Raw genomic sequence first — 15,872 nt, 5'->3', positions numbered from 1 at the left:
GCCCGGGCCCGGCGGGTGCCCGATGCTGGACGTATGCAGAACGGGATGCACACCGACACCGAGCGCTGTGTCCGCGCCGTCCGGTCCAAGGACGCGCGCTTCGACGGCTGGTTCTTCACGGCGGTCCTGACCACCGGGATCTACTGCCGGCCCAGCTGCCCCGTCGTGCCGCCCAAGCCGCAGAACATGGTGTTCCACCCGTCCGCCGCCGCCTGCCAGCAGGCCGGGTTCCGGGCCTGCAAGCGGTGCCGCCCCGACACCAGCCCCGGCTCCCCCGAGTGGAACCAGCGGGCCGATCTGGTGGCCCGCGCCATGCGGCTCATCGCCGACGGTGTGGTGGACCGCGAGGGAGTGCCCGGACTCGCCGCCCGCCTCGGCTACAGCACCCGCCAGACCGAGCGCCAGCTCCTCGCCGAACTCGGCGCGGGACCACTCGCGCTCGCCCGGGCCCAGCGTGCCGAGACCGCCCGGCTGCTCGTCGAGACGACCGGCCTGCCGATGGCCGAGATCGCCTTCGCCGCCGGGTTCGCCTCCATCCGCACCTTCAACGACACCGTCCGCGAGGTCTTCGCCCTCACCCCCACCGCACTGCGCGCCCGCCGCCCCAAACGGCATCCGCAGGCCACCACCGGCGCCCTCACCCTCCGGCTCCCCTTCCGCGCCCCGCTCAACCCCGACAACCTCTTCGGCCACCTCGCGGCCACCGCCGTACCCGGCGTCGAGGAGTGGCGGGACGGCGCGTACCGCCGCACGCTGCGGCTGCCGTACGGCCACGGCATCGTCGCGCTCACCCCACGGCCCGACCACATCGCGTGCCGGCTCACGCTGCGTGATCTGCGGGACCTGCCCGTCGCCATCAGCCGCTGCCGCCGGATGCTCGACCTGGACGCGGACCCGGTCGCCGTCGACGAACAACTGCGCACCGACCCGCTGCTCGCCCCGCTGGTCGACAAGGCACCGGGCCGGCGGGTGCCGCGCACGGTCGACGAGGCCGAGTTCGCGGTCCGCGCGGTCCTGGGCCAGCAGGTCTCCACGGCCGCCGCCCGCACCCACGCGGCCCGCCTGGTGACCGCGTACGGCGACCCGGTCGAGGACCCCGAGGGCGGCCTCACCCACCTCTTCCCGACCGCCGGACAACTGGCCGCGGCCGACCCGGAGACCCTCGCGATGCCCCGCACCCGCCGGGCGACCCTCGCCACCCTCGTGTCCCGACTGGCCGACGGCACCCTGCACCTGGGAGTGGAGAGCGACTGGGCCACGACCAGGGAACAGCTCCTCGCCCTGCCCGGCTTCGGCCCCTGGACAGCCGACGTCATCGCCATGCGCGCCCTCGGCGACCCCGACGCGTTCCTCGCCACCGACCTCGGAGTCCGGCGCGCGGCGGGGGAGTTGGGCCTGCCCACGACACCGGCCGCGCTCACCGCACGCGCGGCGGCCTGGCGGCCGTGGCGGGCCTACGCCGTCCAGTACCTCTGGGCGACCGACAGCCACCCGATCAACTTCCTCCCCGCGTAAGCGCGTTCGGGAATCCCAAGGACAACTCATGCGACAGCACACCGTCATCGACAGCCCGTACGGCCCGCTCACCCTCGTGGCCGACGAAGGCGTTCTGTGCGGCCTCTACATGACCGAACAGCGCCACCGCCCGATGGAGGAGACCTTCGGGGCACGGGCAGCCGTCACGCAGACCCCGTTCGCGGAGACGGAGGAGCAGCTTGAGGCCTACTTCGCGGGCGGACTCAAGGAGTTCACCCTCCCACTCCGCCTGAACGGCTCGGCGTTCCAGCAGAGCGTCTGGACACAGCTCCGGGCCATCCCGTACGGCGAGACCCGCTCCTACGGCGACCTCGCCGACCGCCTCGGCAACCCCAAGGCCTCACGCGCGGTCGGCCTCGCCAACGGCAGGAACCCCGTCGGCATCATCGTCCCCTGCCACCGTGTCATCGGCGCGGGCGGCGGCCTCACCGGCTACGGCGGCGGCCTGGAACGCAAGCGGCGCCTGCTCGACTTCGAACAGGGCGCCGCCCTCTTCTGAGCCCCACTGCCCGTCGTGCCTAGCCGGCGATCGAGGCCAGCAGCCGGGGCAGTGCCGTGCCGATCGGCTCGCGCACGACCTCGTCGGCCAGTTCGTCGTACGGGGTCGGCTCGGCGTTGACGATGACCAGCCGGGCCCCGTGGTCGGCGGCGACGCCCGCGAGGCCCGCCGCCGGCTGCACCTGGAGGCTGCTGCCGACCGCGACGAAGACCTGACAGGCCTTGGTGATCGCGACCGCCTCGCCCAGCACCTCCGGGTCGAGCCGCTCGCCGAACATCACCGTCGCGGACTTCAGGATGCCCCCGCACGCCAGACACGGCGGATCGTCCTCACCGGCGTCGACCCGGGCCAGCGCGTCCTCCATCGGACCCCGGGCGTGGCAGCCGGTGCACACGAACGTCCGTGCGCTGCCGTGCAGTTCCAGCACCTTGCGGGCCGGCATCCCGGCGAGCTGGTGCAGCCCGTCGACGTTCTGTGTGATCACCCGCACCGGTACCCCGGACCGCTCCAGCTCGGCGACGGCGACATGCGCCGCGTTCGGCTCGGCCGCGAGCGTGCGGTTGTCGCGCCGCATCCGCCACGAACGGCGCCGGATCTCGGGATCGCCCATGTAGTACTCGTACGTCACGAGCTTCTCGGCCTCGGGATCGCGCCGCCACAGCCCGTTCGGCCCGCGGTAGTCGGGGATACCGGAGTCCGTGCTGATGCCGGCGCCACTGAGCAGGGCCACCAGGGGCTTCGTCATGGCTCCGAGGGTAGGTCGGCGCCCGCCCGCGCGGCGAACAGATATCCGCCGGGGCGATCCGGCCCGCCCGGGTCACCCCACCCGGACCCCGTTCTCCAGTTCCGCCGTGCCGGAACCCTCCGCGAGGACCTCCAGCGCCGCCAGCACCCGCAGCCCCAGCGTCCCCGGGAGGTAGACGGGCAGCTCCTCGGGGGCGACCAGCCGCCAGGACAGCAGCTCCTCCTCCTGGAGCCGGATCGCCTGGAAGTCCGCGTCGCCGAGCACACCACCGTCGTAGAGATACGCCACCAGCGGCGGCCGGGCCGTCCCGTGCACCCAGTCGACGGCCAGCAGCGGGCCCAGTTCACGATCGAGGCCGATCTCCTCCGCGGTCTCCCGGCGGGCGCCCTGGCGCGGGGTCTCCCCGTCGTCCGACTCGACCGTGCCGCCCGGCAGCGCCCAGCCCTCCCGGTAGTTCGGCTCGACGAGCAGCACCCGCCCACCGGCGTCACGGAAGAGGGCGGCGGCACCGGCGAGGACACGGGGCAGGCCCGCGATGTACGTGGCGAAGTCAGTGGTCACCCCGGAAGCGTAACCAGCCCGGCGCCCCTCACACGGACCGTGACCCGCTCTGGGCCGGGGTCGCCTCCGCGACCGCCAACCGCACGGTCCGTTCGGCCAGTTCGCTGATCCGCGCCCCGTCGAAGCCGAACACGGCACTGCGCACGGTGTCCTCCAGCGGGTCCTTCCACTGGCCCGGGATCGCCCGCGCGCCGGTCAGTACACCGGCCACCGAACCGGCGGTCGCCCCGTTGGAGTCGGTGTCCAGGCCGCCGCGGACGGTGAGGGTGATGGTGCGGGTGAAGTCGCCGTCGCCGTACAGCAGCCCGGCGGTGAGCACGGCCGCGTTCGGCACCGTGTGGATCCAGCCCAGGCCGGACGTCTCCTCCGCCGCGGTCGTCAGCGTGTCCTCCCAGGCGAGGCGGGCGTCGTGCAGCGACACGACCCGGCGTACGGTCCGCGCGAGACGGCAGCTCGCCGGGACCACAGCCAGCGCCTGGTCCACCGCGTGCCGCACGGTCGGCGCCGTGAACGCGGCCGCGACCAGAGCCGCCGCCCACATCGCGCCGTAGACACCGTTGCCCGTGTGCGAGAGGACCGCGTCCCGGCGGGCCAGGGAGGCCGCGCGGCGCGGGGCGCCGGGGCAGGTCCAGCCGTAGATGTCCGCGCGGATCAGCGCGCCGATCCACTCCTGGTACGGGTTGTCGTACGTCGCCGTCAGCGGCGGTCTGAGGCCGTTGGCGAGGTTGCGGTAGGCGGCCCGCTCGGCGGTGAAGGTCTGCCGGTACGGCAGCCGCAGCAGCCACAGTTCGCCGACCTGCTCGGTGCTGAAGGCGAAACCGTGCCGCTCCAGCAGGTCGAGGCCGAGGATCGCGTAGTCCACGTCGTCGTCGCGGCAGCTGCCGTGGATCCGGCCCCGTACGCACTCGCGCCACTCCGGGCGCAGCTCGTCGCCGTCGCCGTCGGCGGGCGCGGGGAGGTAGTCGGTCAGGGGCAGGGCGGCGGCCCGCCGCAGATAGCGGTCGATACGGTCCCGCGTCCACAGGTCGCCCTGCTCGACCGGTTTGCCGAGCATGTTGCCCGCGATCCGGCCCAGCCAGCCCCCGAGAACGCGGTCGGCGAGCTCTGGCTCAGTGCCCACAGGGGTCATAGCACCGGTGTACCCCTTTCCGGGCCCCGGCACAGGCCCTCCGCGGCGGATCGCCGGGGGTTCCAGGGGTTGGGCAGGGCATGACGGCGGGGGCGGACTCCGGTTAAGGTCGCAGCGGCGCGACTGCCTTGACGTGCGCAAGGCTCGAAGAGCAAGGGGATACCAAGGTGGCTGACGCTGCTGCTGTGGACGGGGCCCGGACGGTGCTCGTGGCCGCGGACAAGTTCAAGGGCTCGCTGACGGCCGTGCAGGTCGCCGAGCGGGTCTCGGCCGGACTGCGCCGGGTCGTGCCGGATCTGGTCGTCGAGGCGCTGCCGGTGGCCGACGGCGGCGACGGGACCGTGGACGCGGCCGTCGCGGCCGGGTTCGAGCGGCGTGAGGTGCGGGTCGCCGGGCCGCTCGGGCACGAGGTGAGCGCCGCGTTCGCGCTGCGCGACGGCACCGCGGTCGTCGAGATGGCCGAGGCGAGCGGCCTTCAGCGGCTGCCCGCCGGCGTCCTCGCACCCCTCACCGCCTCCACCTACGGCTCGGGCGAGCTGCTGCGGGCCGCCCTCGACGCGGGCGCCCGGACGATCGTCTTCGGCGTCGGCGGCAGCGCCACCACCGACGGCGGCGCGGGCATGCTGACCGCGCTCGGCGCCCGCTTCCTGGACACCGACGGCGAGCCGGTCGCCCCGGGCGGCGGCGGACTGGCCTCCCTCGCCTCGGCCGACCTGTCGGACCTGGACCCCCGCCTCGCCGACATCGAGTTCGTGCTGGCCAGCGACGTGGACAACCCGCTGACCGGCCCCAAGGGCGCTCCCGCGGTCTACGGCCCGCAGAAGGGCGCCTCTCCCGACGACGTGGCCACGCTCGACGCGGCGCTCGCGCACTACGCCAAGATCCTGGAGGCGGCCATCGGCCCTCGGGCCGCCGAGTCCGCCGCCTCGCCGGGCGCCGGCGCCGCGGGCGGCATCGGCTACGGCGCGCTGATCGTCGGCGCCCGGTTCCGCGCCGGCATCGAGGTCATGCTCGACGTCCTCGGCTTCGCCGACGCGCTCTCCCGCGCGGAACTCGTCATCACCGGCGAGGGCTCGCTCGACGAGCAGACCCTGCACGGCAAGGCCCCGGCGGGCGTCGCCGCCGCCGCCCGCGCCGCCGGCAAGGACGTCGTCGCGGTCTGCGGCCGGCTGGCCCTGCCCCCGGAGTCCCTCGGCCGCGCCGGCATCCGCCGCGCCTACCCCCTGACGGACGAGGAACCCGACATCGCCAAGTGCATCTCGGACGCGGGCCCGATCCTGGAACGCGTCGCCCAGCAGATCGCCCGCGACTACCTCACCTGACCGGCATCACCGTCTTCCTCCACCGTCGTCCGCCCCCGGCCCGGCCGGGCGGGGGACGTGCGACCGGTGCCGCCCACCGCTTCAGCCCCGCGCTGCCGGTCTGCCCTGCTCGGCCGGTGCGCGCCGCCGGTACGATCCCGCCCGCCCCGGCGGGGCAGCTCGCCGAGGCAGATCCCGTGCGCTCCGGCCGGTGGGCCCGCGGTCAGCCGTGTCCGCCTCGCCGGTTGGATCCCGTCCGCCCGGCCACCTCCGCGCGCCACCCCCGGCCACAGCACCTCGCCCACGGCAGATCCCGCCCGCCCTGGCGGTCAGGCCACGTCAGCCCTGTCCGCCCGGCTCCCCGCCGATCGCGTCCAGTTCCGTCAGGGCGTCCTCCGGGAGGTGGAGGTCGGACGCCGCCAGGTTCTCGTGGAGGTGGGTCGGGGAGGAGGTGCCGGGGATCAGGGCGATGGTGGGGGAGCGGTGCAGGAGCCAGGCCAGGGCGACCTGCTGGGGGCTCGCTCCCAGGGAGGCGGCGACCTTTGTCAGGCGGTCCGACTGCAACGGCGTGAAGCCGCCCAGCGGGAAGAACGGCACAAAGGCGATGCCCTCGGCCGCGCAGCGGTCGACCAGGGCGTCGTCCTGCCGCCGGGCCAGGTTGTAGAGGTTCTGCACGGTGACGACCGGCGCGATCGCCTGCGCCTCCGTGAGCTGCGCCGAGGACACGGAGCTCAGGCCCAGGTGCCGGATCAGACCCTGTTCCCGGAGTTCGGCCAGCGCGGCGAAGGGCTCCGCGACCGACGAGTCGTCCGGGCCCTCGACCTCGCCCAGCCGCAGGTTGACGACGTCCAGCACGTCGAGGCCGAGATGGTCCAGGTTCTCCCGGACCTGCGCCTTCAGGTCCTCCGGGTCCCGGGACATGATCCAGCCGCCGTCCGCGGCCCGGCGGGCGCCGACCTTGGTGACGACGGTCAGGTCCTCGGGGTAGGGGTGCAGGGCCTCCCGGATCAGCTCGTTGACGACACCGGGACCGTAGAAGTCGGCGGTGTCGATGTGGGTGACGCCCGCGTCGACCGCCGCCCGCAGTACGGCGACCGCCCGCCGGCGGTCCTTCGGCGGGCCGAAGACACCGGGCCCGGCCAGTTGCATCGCGCCGTAGCCCATCCGGGACAGCGTGGGTCCGCCGGTGAGTGTGACGGTTCCGGCGGCGGAGATCGCAGACATGGGTTCGTACCTCTCATGAAGTTCCAGGTGCGTCGCCAGCGTGCGTCCGCGTCCCCGGGCCCCGGCAGTACCCCGCTGTTCCTGGGGGTGACAGGGCCAGGCACCGCCCGCCCCACCCGCCGTACGGTGGACGTATGGCCCCGACCAACGCCCTCGGCGACTTCCTCCGCGCCCGCCGCGCACTGGTCCGCCCCGAGGAGGCGGGACTGCCCGGCGGCGGACTGCGCCGGGTCCCCGGCCTGCGCCGCGAGGAGGTCGCGACACTCGCCGGCATCAGCGGCGACTACTATCTGCGCCTCGAACAGGGCCGCGACCGCAACCCGTCCGTCCAGGTGCTGGAAGCCCTCGCCAGGGTGCTGCGGCTCGACGCGGCGACCACCGCGCACCTGATCACGCTCGCCCACGCACCACGCCACGCGGCCCACGGCCCCGAGACCGTCCCCGCGAGCCTGCTGCGGCTGATCGACGGCTGGACCGACACCCCGGCCTACGTCCAGAACCGGCTCACCGACGTCCTCGCGGTGAACGCCCTGGCCACCGCCCTCAGCCCGAACTACACACCCGGTGTCAACCTGATGCGGGCCGTCTTCCTCGACCCCGCCGAACGCGCGCTGCGCCGGGACTGGGAGGAACTCACCGCCGAGGGTGTGGCCGTACTGCGCACCCATGTCGGACCCGACGTGGCCGATCCCCGGCTTCAGCAGCTGGTCGGCGAGCTCTCGGTGCGCAGCGACCGCTTCCGGCAGCTCTGGGGCCGCCACGAGGTCCAGCCCCACCGCGGACGCGTCAGCAAGCTGCGGCACCCCCTGGTCGGCGACCTCGACCTCCAGTCGGAGAAGCTCTCCGTCGAGGGCGACGAGGCACTGGTCCTGGTGGTCTTCCACGCCGAACCGGGCAGCCGCAGCGCCGAGCTGCTGAACATCCTCGGCAGCCTCCACACCACCCCGCACGACGCACACCCGGCACACCCGGCACACCCCGCACACCCCGCACCCGAGCCCACGCCGGAGCAGTGAAGAGAGGGACATGTCCCGGGACATGGCGAAGGGCCCCGGACCAACCCGGTCCGGGGCCCTTCACCGTCGTGCGGGATCCGCTACGGCAGCTGTGCCGCACGCGCCTCACGGCGGTTGTCGCGGAAGTTGTTCACCCGGCGGAACGTGGCGAACAGCGGGATCACCGCGCCCATCACCAGCTGGAGCGCGCAGCCGGTCTGAAGGAGCAGCATGCCGCTCGGGGCGTCGAACGCCCAGGCGCACAGCAGACCCATGCTCAGCACGATCCACGCGAGCATCGCCACCGCGAGACGGCCCCGCGGCTTCGGGTACTCGACGCGGCTCACCATCAGCCAGGCCGTGCCCAGGATCGCCAGCAGTGTCGCCACGAAGGGCAGCTCAAGCAGCACGATGGAAACCACGGTCAGCGCGCCGAATGGGCTCGGCATGCCCTGGAACATGCCGTTCGGCGGGGTCACGCAGGAGAAGCGGGCGAGTCTCAGCACCACCGCGAGCAGGACCACGATCGCGCCGACCGCCGCCACCCGCTGGTGCGCGTCGTCGGCGACCATGCCGTACACCAGGACGAAGTACGCCGGTGCCAGGCCGAAGCTGATCAGGTCGGACAGGTTGTCCAGCTCGGCGCCCATGGGGGAGGAGCGCAGCTTGCGGGCGACAAGGCCGTCGAACAGGTCGAAGACCGCCGCGCAGAGCATCAGGATGACCGCCGTGGCCGCGCTGTGGCGGGCCATTCCGGTCTCCTGGCTGCCGGTGAGGTGCGGGATCAGGATGCCGGTGGTGGTGAAGTACACCGCCATGAAGCCGCAGGTGGCGTTGCCGAGGGTGAGGGTGTCCGCTATCGAGAGGCGGAGAGAGAGGGGCATCTCCTCCTCGTCGTGGTCCTCCTCGGCCTCGGGCACCCAGCCTGCCTGGGTCTCCGGGTCAATCACGGTCAATGCGAGTCACCCCAGCCACGGTCTTCTGACCGACCTCGACCGCGACCTCGACGCTCTCCGGGAGGTAGAGGTCCACACGTGAGCCGAAGCGGATCAGCCCGATCCGGTCGCCCTGCTCGACCTTGGTGCCCTCGGGCACGTAAGGCACGATGCGCCGGGCCACCGCACCGGCGATCTGGATCATCTCGATGTCGCCGAGCTCGGTGTCGAAGTGCCAGACCACCCGCTCGTTGTTCTCGCTCTCCTTGTTGAACGCGGGAACGAAACCGCCGGGGACGTGCTCGACCGACGTCACCTCACCGGCCAGCGGGGCACGGTTGACGTGGACGTTGAGCGGGCTCATGAAGATCGCGACGCGGGTACGTCCGTCCTTCCACGGCATGATGCTCTGCACCACACCGTCGGCCGGCGAGATGACCCGGCCCTGGGTGATCTCACGCTCGGGGTCGCGGAAGAACCACAGCATGCCCGCCGCAAGAGCGGTGGCGGGGACGGCGACGGCCTTGGCCACACCCGAGCGGCGGGCGCGGACCAGGCTGACGGCTGCGGTGGCGACGGTCGGGAGAAGCCACGGCGATGCTCCGCGCGCGAGGCGTACGCCGGCCAGGCTGTCTCGGGGTGCAGAGGTTTGGCTGTGGGGCATGAATGACCTTCGTAGCGAGGATGCCGCGCTTCTGACGGGGGACGGCGGCTTTCCCGCGATCGTAGCGGTTCCACGCCGCAACTGGGTAAGCCAGGAAGCCGAGTCGGCGGCCGAAGGCCGCCTACGGGGTGTGAGCTTCTTCTCGAAGAAAACACCCCGTTTCGGACATTCAGCCCTGGAATCGATACTCTTCGAGCAACCTTCGCCCGATGATCATTTTCTGGATCTCGGCGGTGCCTTCACCGATGAGCAGCATCGGCGCCTCGCGGTAGAGGCGCTCGATCTCGTACTCCTTCGAGAAGCCGTAGCCGCCGTGGATCCGGAAGGCGTCCTCCACGACCTCCTTGCAGTACTCGGAGGCGAGGTACTTCGCCATCCCTGCCTCAAGGTCGTTTCGTTCCCCGGAGTCCTTTTTACGTGCTGCGTTCACCATCATCGCATGGGCCGCCTCGACCTTGGTAGCCATCTCCGCCAGCTTGAACTGGATGGCCTGGTGCTGGGCGATCGGTTTGCCGAAAGTGTGACGCTGCTGGGCGTACCGGACGCCGAGTTCGAACGCACGCTGTGCGACGCCGCAGCCACGCGCCGCCACGTTGACGCGGCCCACCTCGACCCCGTCCATCATTTGGTAAAAACCGCGGCCGGTGACCCCGCCGAGCACCCGATCGGCCGGAACGCGCAGGCCGTCCATGATGAGTTCGGTGGTGTCGACGCCCTTGTAGCCCATCTTGTCGATCTTGCCGGGGATGGTGAGGCCGGGGCGGACCTCACCGAAGCCGGGCTCCTTCTCGATCAGGAAGGTCGTCATCGACTTGTGGGCCGCGGTGCCCTCCGGGTGGCCTTCGTCACTCTTCACGAGGACGGCCACCAGGGACGACGTACCGCCGTTCGTCAGCCACATCTTCTGGCCGTCGAGGACGTACTCCGCGCCGTCCTTCACCGCCTTCGACGAGATCGCCGACACGTCGGAGCCGAGCGCCGGTTCGGACATGGAGAACGCGCCGCGGACGTCACCGGCCGCCATCCTCGGCAGGAAGTGGTCCTTCTGCTCCTGGGTGCCGTGCTGCTTGAGCATGTAGGCCACGATGAAATGGGTGTTGATGATGCCGGACACCGACATCCAGCCGCGCGCGATCTCCTCGACGCACAGGGCGTAGGTGAGGAGCGACTCGCCAAGACCCCCGTACTCCTCGGGGATCATCAGACCGAACAGGCCCAACTCCCTGAGCCCGTCGACGATCTGCTGCGGGTACTCGTCGCGGTGCTCCAGCTCGGTCGCGACCGGGATGATCTCCTTGTCCACGAAGTCCCGGACCGTGGACAGGATCTCCTGCTGGATGTCGGTCAGACCGGCGGTCTGGGCGAGGCGCGCCATGGCTACTTCTCCTGCTGCTTCGGTTCGGGCCGGCCGGGCTGCTCGCCGCCGCGCTCCTTGATGTACGTCTCGGTCGGCACCATCACCTTGCGGCGGAACACACAGACCAGCGTGCCGTCCTGCTTGTAGCCCCGGGTCTCCACGTGCACGATCCCGCGGTCGGACTTGGACCGCGACGGTGTCTTGTCGAGGACCGTCGTCTCGCCGTAGACCGTGTCGCCGTGGAAGGTCGGTGCCACGTGCCTCAGCGACTCGATCTCCAGGTTGGCGATCGCCTTGCCGGAGACGTCCGGCACGGACATGCCGAGCAGCAGCGAGTAGACGTAGTTCCCGACGACCACGTTCCTGCCGAAGTCCGTGGTGTTCTCGGCGTAGTTGGCGTCCAGGTGGAGCGGGTGGTGGTTCATGGTGAGGAGACAGAACAGATGGTCGTCGTACTCGGTGACCGTCTTGCCCGGCCAGTGCTTGTAGACCGCCCCGACCTCGAACTCCTCGTAGGTGCGTCCGAATTGCATCGCGCTCAGGGCTCCTTAGCTTGAGGGGATCTCGAACTTCGAGGTACGGGTCATCCCCGCAGCGCGCCCCTTGCCGGAGACGACCAGCGCCATCTTGCGGCTCGCCTCGTCGATCATCTCGTCGCCGAGCATCGCCGAGCCCTTCTTGCCGCCCGCCTCGGACGTGTAGTAGTCGTACGCGTCCAGGATCAGCTCGGCGTGGTCGTAGTCCTCCTGCGACGGCGAGAAGATCTCGTTGGACGCCTCGACCTGGCCCGGGTGCAGCACCCACTTGCCGTCGAAGCCGAGCGCGGCGGCGCGCTGCGCGACCTCGCGGTAGCCCTCCACGTTGCGGATCTGGAGGTAGGGGCCGTCGATCGCCTGGAGGTTGTTGGCGCGGGCGGCCATCAGGATCTTCATCAGGATGTAGTGGTAGGCGTCCGCCGGGTAGCCGGGCGGCTGTTCACCCACGACGAGCGACTTCATGTTGATCGACGCCATGAAGTCGGCCGGGCCGAAGATGATCGTCTCGACCCGGGGCGAGGCCTGCGCGATCTCGTTGACGTTGTTCAGCCCCTGCGCGTTCTCGATCTGCGCCTCGATACCGATCCGGCCGAGATCGAAGCCCATCGTCTTCTCGATCTGCGTCAGCAGCAGGTCCAGCGCCACGACCTGCTGGGCGTCCTGGACCTTCGGCAGCATGATGCAGTCCAGGTTCTGGCCCGCCCCCTCGACGACGGTCACGACATCGCGGTACGTCCACTCCGTCGTCCAGTCGTTGACCCGCACGACCCGCGTCTTGCCCGTCCAGTCGCCCTCGTTGAGGAACTTGACGATGGTGTGCCGCGCCTCCGGCTTGGCGAGCGGCGCGCAGGCGTCCTCCAGATCGAGGAAGACCTGGTCGGCGGGGAGGCCCTGCGCCTTCTCCAGGAAGCGGGGGTTCGAGCCCGGTACGGCCAGGCAGGAGCGCCGCGGACGCAGACGGTTGACGGGCGTTGTCATGCGGGGACCTCCAGGGGGTCGAGCTTGTTCGCTTTGCGGATCTCGTCGACGATACGGCCGATGATCCCGGTGATGTCGAAGTCCTTCGGGGTGAAGACCGCGGCCACTCCGGCGGCCCTGAGCTGCTCGGCGTCGGCGTTCGGGATGATCCCGCCGGCGATCACCGGGATGTCCGCGGCGCCCGCCTCGCGCAGCCGGTCCAGCACGTCGGGGACCAGTTGGGCGTGCGAGCCGGACAGGATGGACAGGCCCACCGCGTGCACGTCCTCGGCGATGGCCGCGTCCACGATCTGCTCCGGGGTGAGCCGGATGCCCTGGTAGACCACTTCGAAGCCGGCGTCCCGCGCGCGCACCGCGATCTGCTCGGCCCCGTTGGAGTGCCCGTCCAGGCCCGGCTTGCCGACCAGGAAGCGCAGCTTGCCCACGCCCATGTCCTTCGCCGTCAGCTCCACCCGGCGGCGCACCCCGGCCATCGCGCTGCCCTCCTCGGCGGGCACCGCCACCGGAGCCGAGGAGACCCCGGTCGGGGCGCGGAACTCGCCGAACACCTCGCGCAGCGCCCCGGCCCACTCGCCGGTCGTGACACCGGCGCGGGCGCACTCCAGGGTCGCCTGCATGAGGTTGTCGGTGCCCTTGGCGGCCTCCTTCAGCCGCTCCAGCGCCTTGCACGGACGCGGGTGGTTGAAGGGCGGCTGGTAGCGGGTGTCGCGCCAGTGCCGCAGCGCGGTGACGACCTGCTCCTCCACCGCCGGGTCGACCGTCTGGATCGCTGTGTCCAGGTCGGCGGTGAGCGGGTTGGGCTCGGTCGTCTCGAAGATGTTGACACCGATGATCTTCTCGTCGCCGGACTCGATCCGGGCCCTGCGCTCGGCGTGCGAGGAGACCAGCTGCGACTTGAGGTAGCCGGACTCGACGGCCGCCATCGCGCCGCCCATCTCCTCGATCCGCCCGATCTCGGCGAGGGACTGCTCGACCAGGGCGGCCACCTTCGCCTCGATCACGTGCGAGCCCGCGAAGATGTCCTCGTACTCCAGCAGATCGCTCTCGTGGGCCAGCACCTGCTGGATGCGCAGGCTCCACTGCTGGTCCCAGGGCCGGGGCAGGCCCAGCGCCTCGTTCCAGGCGGGGAGTTGCACGGCACGCGCGCGGGCGTCCTTGGAGAGCGTCACGGCCAGCATCTCCAGCACGATCCGCTGGACGTTGTTCTCCGGCTGAGCCTCCGTCAGACCCAGGGAGTTGACCTGGACGCCGTAGCGGAACCGGCGCTGTTTGGGGTTCTCGATGCCGTACCGCTCGCGCGTGACCTGGTCCCAGATCCGCCCGAACGCCCGCATCTTGCACATCTCCTCGATGAAGCGGACACCCGCGTTCACAAAGAAGGAGATACGGGCCACGACGTCCCCGAACTTCTCCTCGGGAACCTGCCCCGAGTCGCGTACGGCATCGAGAACCGCTATCGCGGTGGACATCGCGTACGCGATCTCCTGGACCGGTGTGGCACCCGCCTCCTGCAAGTGGTAGCTACAGATGTTGATCGGGTTCCACTTCGGGATGTGGGAGACCGTGTACGCGATCATGTCCGTGGTCAGCCGGAGTGAGGGCCCCGGCGGGAACACGTGCGTCCCCCGCGACAGGTATTCCTTGACGATGTCGTTCTGGGTCGTGCCCTGGAGCAGGCCGATGTCCGCGCCGTGCTCCTCCGCGACGACCTGGTAGAGCGCAAGCAGCCACATCGCCGTGGCGTTGATGGTCATCGAGGTGTTCATCTGTTCCATGGGGATGTCCTGGAACAGCCGGTGCATGTCACCGACGTGCGCGATCGGCACGCCGACCCGGCCGACCTCGCCGCGGGCGAGGATGTGGTCGGAGTCGTAGCCGGTCTGTGTCGGCAGGTCGAACGCCACCGACAGACCGGTCTGGCCCTTGGCGAGGTTGCGCCGGTACAGCTCGTTGGACGCCTCGGCCGTGGAGTGACCGGCGTACGTGCGCATGAGCCACGGCCGGTCCTTCTGACGCTCAGTCATCTGTGTGACCTCAGATGTTCCGGCTGTACTGGATGGTCCGTTCCGCTGACGCGGCCCGGAACAGGTTGATGGCGTCGACGTGCTGGGCGCGCTTCTCGGCGTCGCGCACGCCGAGCCCCTCCTCGGGCGCCAGGCACAGCACACCGACCTTGCCCTGGTGGAGGTTGCGGTGCACGTCGTAGGCGGCCTGGCCGGTCTCCTCCATGGCGTACACCTTGGAGAGCGTCGGGTGGATCTTCCCCTTGGCGACCAGCCGGTTGGCCTCCCACGCCTCGCGGTAGTTGGCGAAGTGCGAGCCGATGATCCGCTTCAGGGACATCCACAGGTAGCGGTTGTCGTACTCGTGCATGTAGCCCGAGGTGGAGGCGCAGGTGGTGATGGTGCCGCCCTTGCGCGTGACGTAGACGCTGGCGCCGAACGTCTCGCGGCCGGGGTGCTCGAAGACGATGTCGATGTCCTCGCCGCCGGTGAACTCGCGGATGCGCTTGCCGAAGCGCTTCCACTCCTTGGGGTCCTGGGTCCGCTCGTCCTTCCAGAACCGGTAGCCCTCGGCGTTGCGGTCGATGACCGCCTCCGCGCCCATGGCCTCGCAGATGGCGGCCTTCTCGGGGCTGGAGACGACACAGACCGGGTTGGCGCCGCCGGCCAGCGCGAACTGCGTGGCGTAGGAGCCGAGTCCGCCGCTCGCGCCCCAGATCAGCACGTTGTCGCCCTGCTTCATCCCGGCGCCGTTGCGCGACACCAGCTGGCGGTACGCGGTCGAGTTGACCAGGCCCGGGGCGGCTGCCTCCTCCCAGCTGAGGTGGTCCGGCTTGGGCATCAGCTGGTTGGACTTGACCAGAGCGATCTCGGCGAGGCCGCCGAAGTTGGTCTCGAAGCCCCAGATGCGCTGCTCGGGGTCGAGCATCGTGTCGTTGTGCCCGTCGGACGACTCCAGCTCGACGGAGAGGCAGTGCGCGACGACCTCGTCGCCGGGCTTCCAGGAGTTGACGCCGGGCCCGGTGCGCAGCACCACGCCCGCGAGGTCGGAGCCGATGACGTGGTACGGCAGGTCGTGCCGCTTGGTCAGCTCGCTGACCCTGCCGTAGCGCTCCAGGAAGCCGAAGGTCGACAGCGGCTCGAAGATCGACGTCCAGACCGAGTTGTAGTTGACGCTCGACGCCATGACGGCGACCAGGGCCTCACCCGGGCCCAGTTCGGGCACCGGCACGTCGTCCACGTGCAGCGACTTGCGCGGGTCCTTGTCGCGGGTCTCCAGACCCGCGAACAGCTCCGTCTCGTCCTTGTGCACGGTGACCGCGCGGTACGACTCGGGGAGCGGCAGTGCGGCGAAGTCGGCGGGCGTGGCGTCGGCCGACTGGATCGCGTCCAGGATGTCCTTCACGGTC

15 protein-coding genes are annotated in these 15,872 nt (G+C 71.0%); 4 read left to right on the top strand and 11 right to left on the bottom strand.

Features of this window, described 5'->3' with window-relative positions; genetic code table 11:
- The first annotated feature begins 45 nt into the window (after positions 1-45).
- Together ACIQAC_RS08155 and ACIQAC_RS08150 are read left to right on the top strand one after the other, a co-directional pair.
- Positions 46-1,515 (top strand): AlkA N-terminal domain-containing protein, encoded by a 1,470-nt coding sequence (locus tag ACIQAC_RS08155; RefSeq protein ID WP_402188226.1) that lies wholly within the window; start codon positions 46-48, stop codon positions 1,513-1,515.
- Positions 1,516-1,543: 28 nt separating this feature from the next.
- Positions 1,544-2,035: a methylated-DNA--[protein]-cysteine S-methyltransferase gene (locus ACIQAC_RS08150; RefSeq protein WP_402188160.1), complete on the top strand. Its 492-nt coding sequence runs from the start codon at positions 1,544-1,546 to the stop codon at positions 2,033-2,035.
- Between the two features lie 19 nt (positions 2,036-2,054).
- On the opposite strand, the gene ACIQAC_RS08145 is transcribed toward ACIQAC_RS08150, so the two are convergent.
- The 3 genes from ACIQAC_RS08145 to ACIQAC_RS08135 form a co-directional block, all read right to left on the bottom strand.
- Complete coding sequence (locus tag ACIQAC_RS08145; RefSeq protein ID WP_402188159.1) at positions 2,055-2,780, bottom strand: SIR2 family NAD-dependent protein deacylase; 726 nt, start codon at positions 2,778-2,780, stop codon at positions 2,055-2,057.
- A 72-nt stretch (positions 2,781-2,852) separates the two neighbouring features.
- Entirely contained in the window at positions 2,853-3,341 is a 489-nt protein-coding gene (locus ACIQAC_RS08140; protein ID WP_402188157.1) for an NUDIX domain-containing protein, read from the bottom strand.
- Positions 3,342-3,369: 28 nt separating this feature from the next.
- Entirely contained in the window at positions 3,370-4,470 is a 1,101-nt protein-coding gene (locus ACIQAC_RS08135; RefSeq protein ID WP_402188155.1) for an ADP-ribosylglycohydrolase family protein, read from the bottom strand.
- Between the two features lie 203 nt (positions 4,471-4,673).
- On the opposite strand from ACIQAC_RS08135, the gene ACIQAC_RS08130 reads away from it, so the two are divergent.
- Positions 4,674-5,792: a glycerate kinase gene (locus ACIQAC_RS08130; protein ID WP_402188224.1), complete on the top strand. Its 1,119-nt coding sequence runs from the start codon at positions 4,674-4,676 to the stop codon at positions 5,790-5,792.
- Between the two features lie 318 nt (positions 5,793-6,110).
- Here the strand turns inward: ACIQAC_RS08130 and ACIQAC_RS08125 are convergent, their stop codons facing one another.
- Positions 6,111-6,995: an oxidoreductase gene (locus tag ACIQAC_RS08125; RefSeq protein WP_402188153.1), complete on the bottom strand. Its 885-nt coding sequence runs from the start codon at positions 6,993-6,995 to the stop codon at positions 6,111-6,113.
- Between the two features lie 134 nt (positions 6,996-7,129).
- Here ACIQAC_RS08125 and ACIQAC_RS08120 point away from each other — a divergent pair, with 134 nt between their 5' ends.
- A complete protein-coding gene (locus ACIQAC_RS08120) occupies positions 7,130-8,011 on the top strand; it encodes a helix-turn-helix transcriptional regulator (RefSeq protein WP_402188151.1) in 882 nt (293 codons plus the stop codon).
- A gap of 80 nt (positions 8,012-8,091) precedes the next feature.
- Here the strand turns inward: ACIQAC_RS08120 and pssA are convergent, their stop codons facing one another.
- From pssA to ccrA, 7 genes are all read right to left on the bottom strand, one after another.
- On the bottom strand, positions 8,092-8,946 hold the full coding sequence (pssA, locus tag ACIQAC_RS08115; RefSeq protein WP_402188149.1) for a CDP-diacylglycerol--serine O-phosphatidyltransferase: 855 nt from the start codon (positions 8,944-8,946) through the stop codon (positions 8,092-8,094).
- Positions 8,933-9,589 (bottom strand): phosphatidylserine decarboxylase, encoded by a 657-nt coding sequence (locus ACIQAC_RS08110; protein ID WP_402188147.1) that lies wholly within the window; start codon positions 9,587-9,589, stop codon positions 8,933-8,935. Before ACIQAC_RS08110 ends, pssA begins: the two co-directional genes overlap by 14 nt.
- 169 nt (positions 9,590-9,758) lie before the next feature.
- Complete coding sequence (locus ACIQAC_RS08105) at positions 9,759-10,964, bottom strand: acyl-CoA dehydrogenase family protein (protein WP_402188145.1); 1,206 nt, start codon at positions 10,962-10,964, stop codon at positions 9,759-9,761.
- Between the two features lie 2 nt (positions 10,965-10,966).
- A complete protein-coding gene (locus ACIQAC_RS08100; protein ID WP_402188143.1) occupies positions 10,967-11,479 on the bottom strand; it encodes a MaoC family dehydratase in 513 nt (170 codons plus the stop codon).
- Between the two features lie 15 nt (positions 11,480-11,494).
- The gene (locus ACIQAC_RS08095; protein WP_402188141.1) at positions 11,495-12,460 is read right to left on the bottom strand and encodes an HpcH/HpaI aldolase/citrate lyase family protein; all 966 of its coding nucleotides are present in this window, start codon (positions 12,458-12,460) and stop codon (positions 11,495-11,497) included.
- Complete coding sequence (locus ACIQAC_RS08090; RefSeq protein ID WP_402188139.1) at positions 12,457-14,484, bottom strand: protein meaA; 2,028 nt, start codon at positions 14,482-14,484, stop codon at positions 12,457-12,459. The genes ACIQAC_RS08095 and ACIQAC_RS08090 overlap by 4 nt, the downstream gene beginning before the upstream one ends.
- 10 nt (positions 14,485-14,494) lie before the next feature.
- Complete coding sequence (ccrA, locus tag ACIQAC_RS08085) at positions 14,495-15,868, bottom strand: crotonyl-CoA carboxylase/reductase (protein WP_402188222.1); 1,374 nt, start codon at positions 15,866-15,868, stop codon at positions 14,495-14,497.
- Between the last annotated feature and the right edge of the window lie 4 nt (positions 15,869-15,872).

This window comes from Streptomyces sp. NPDC088387, assembly GCF_044753385.1.
In the GTDB taxonomy this organism is placed as follows: domain Bacteria; phylum Actinomycetota; class Actinomycetes; order Streptomycetales; family Streptomycetaceae; genus Streptomyces.
The sequence above is the reverse complement of the archived record's forward strand: the minus strand, read 5'-3'. Positions and strand labels throughout refer to the sequence as shown.

Bases quoted from the DNA above. Each gene is read 5' to 3' on its own strand.
- ACIQAC_RS08100 (WP_402188143.1), bottom strand. From the start codon at position 11,479: ATGCAATTCGGACGCACCTACGAGGAGTTCGAGGTCGGGGCGGTCTAC.
- ACIQAC_RS08150 (WP_402188160.1), top strand. From the start codon at position 1,544: ATGCGACAGCACACCGTCATCGACAGCCCGTACGGCCCGCTCACCCTC.
- ACIQAC_RS08155 (WP_402188226.1), top strand. From the start codon at position 46: ATGCACACCGACACCGAGCGCTGTGTCCGCGCCGTCCGGTCCAAGGAC.
- ACIQAC_RS08125 (WP_402188153.1), bottom strand. From the start codon at position 6,995: ATGTCTGCGATCTCCGCCGCCGGAACCGTCACACTCACCGGCGGACCC.
- ACIQAC_RS08095 (WP_402188141.1), bottom strand. From the start codon at position 12,460: ATGACAACGCCCGTCAACCGTCTGCGTCCGCGGCGCTCCTGCCTGGCC.
- ACIQAC_RS08110 (WP_402188147.1), bottom strand. From the start codon at position 9,589: ATGCCCCACAGCCAAACCTCTGCACCCCGAGACAGCCTGGCCGGCGTA.
- ACIQAC_RS08135 (WP_402188155.1), bottom strand. From the start codon at position 4,470: ATGACCCCTGTGGGCACTGAGCCAGAGCTCGCCGACCGCGTTCTCGGG.
- ACIQAC_RS08105 (WP_402188145.1), bottom strand. From the start codon at position 10,964: ATGGCGCGCCTCGCCCAGACCGCCGGTCTGACCGACATCCAGCAGGAG.
- ACIQAC_RS08090 (WP_402188139.1), bottom strand. From the start codon at position 14,484: ATGACTGAGCGTCAGAAGGACCGGCCGTGGCTCATGCGCACGTACGCC.
- ACIQAC_RS08120 (WP_402188151.1), top strand. From the start codon at position 7,130: ATGGCCCCGACCAACGCCCTCGGCGACTTCCTCCGCGCCCGCCGCGCA.
- ACIQAC_RS08145 (WP_402188159.1), bottom strand. From the start codon at position 2,780: ATGACGAAGCCCCTGGTGGCCCTGCTCAGTGGCGCCGGCATCAGCACG.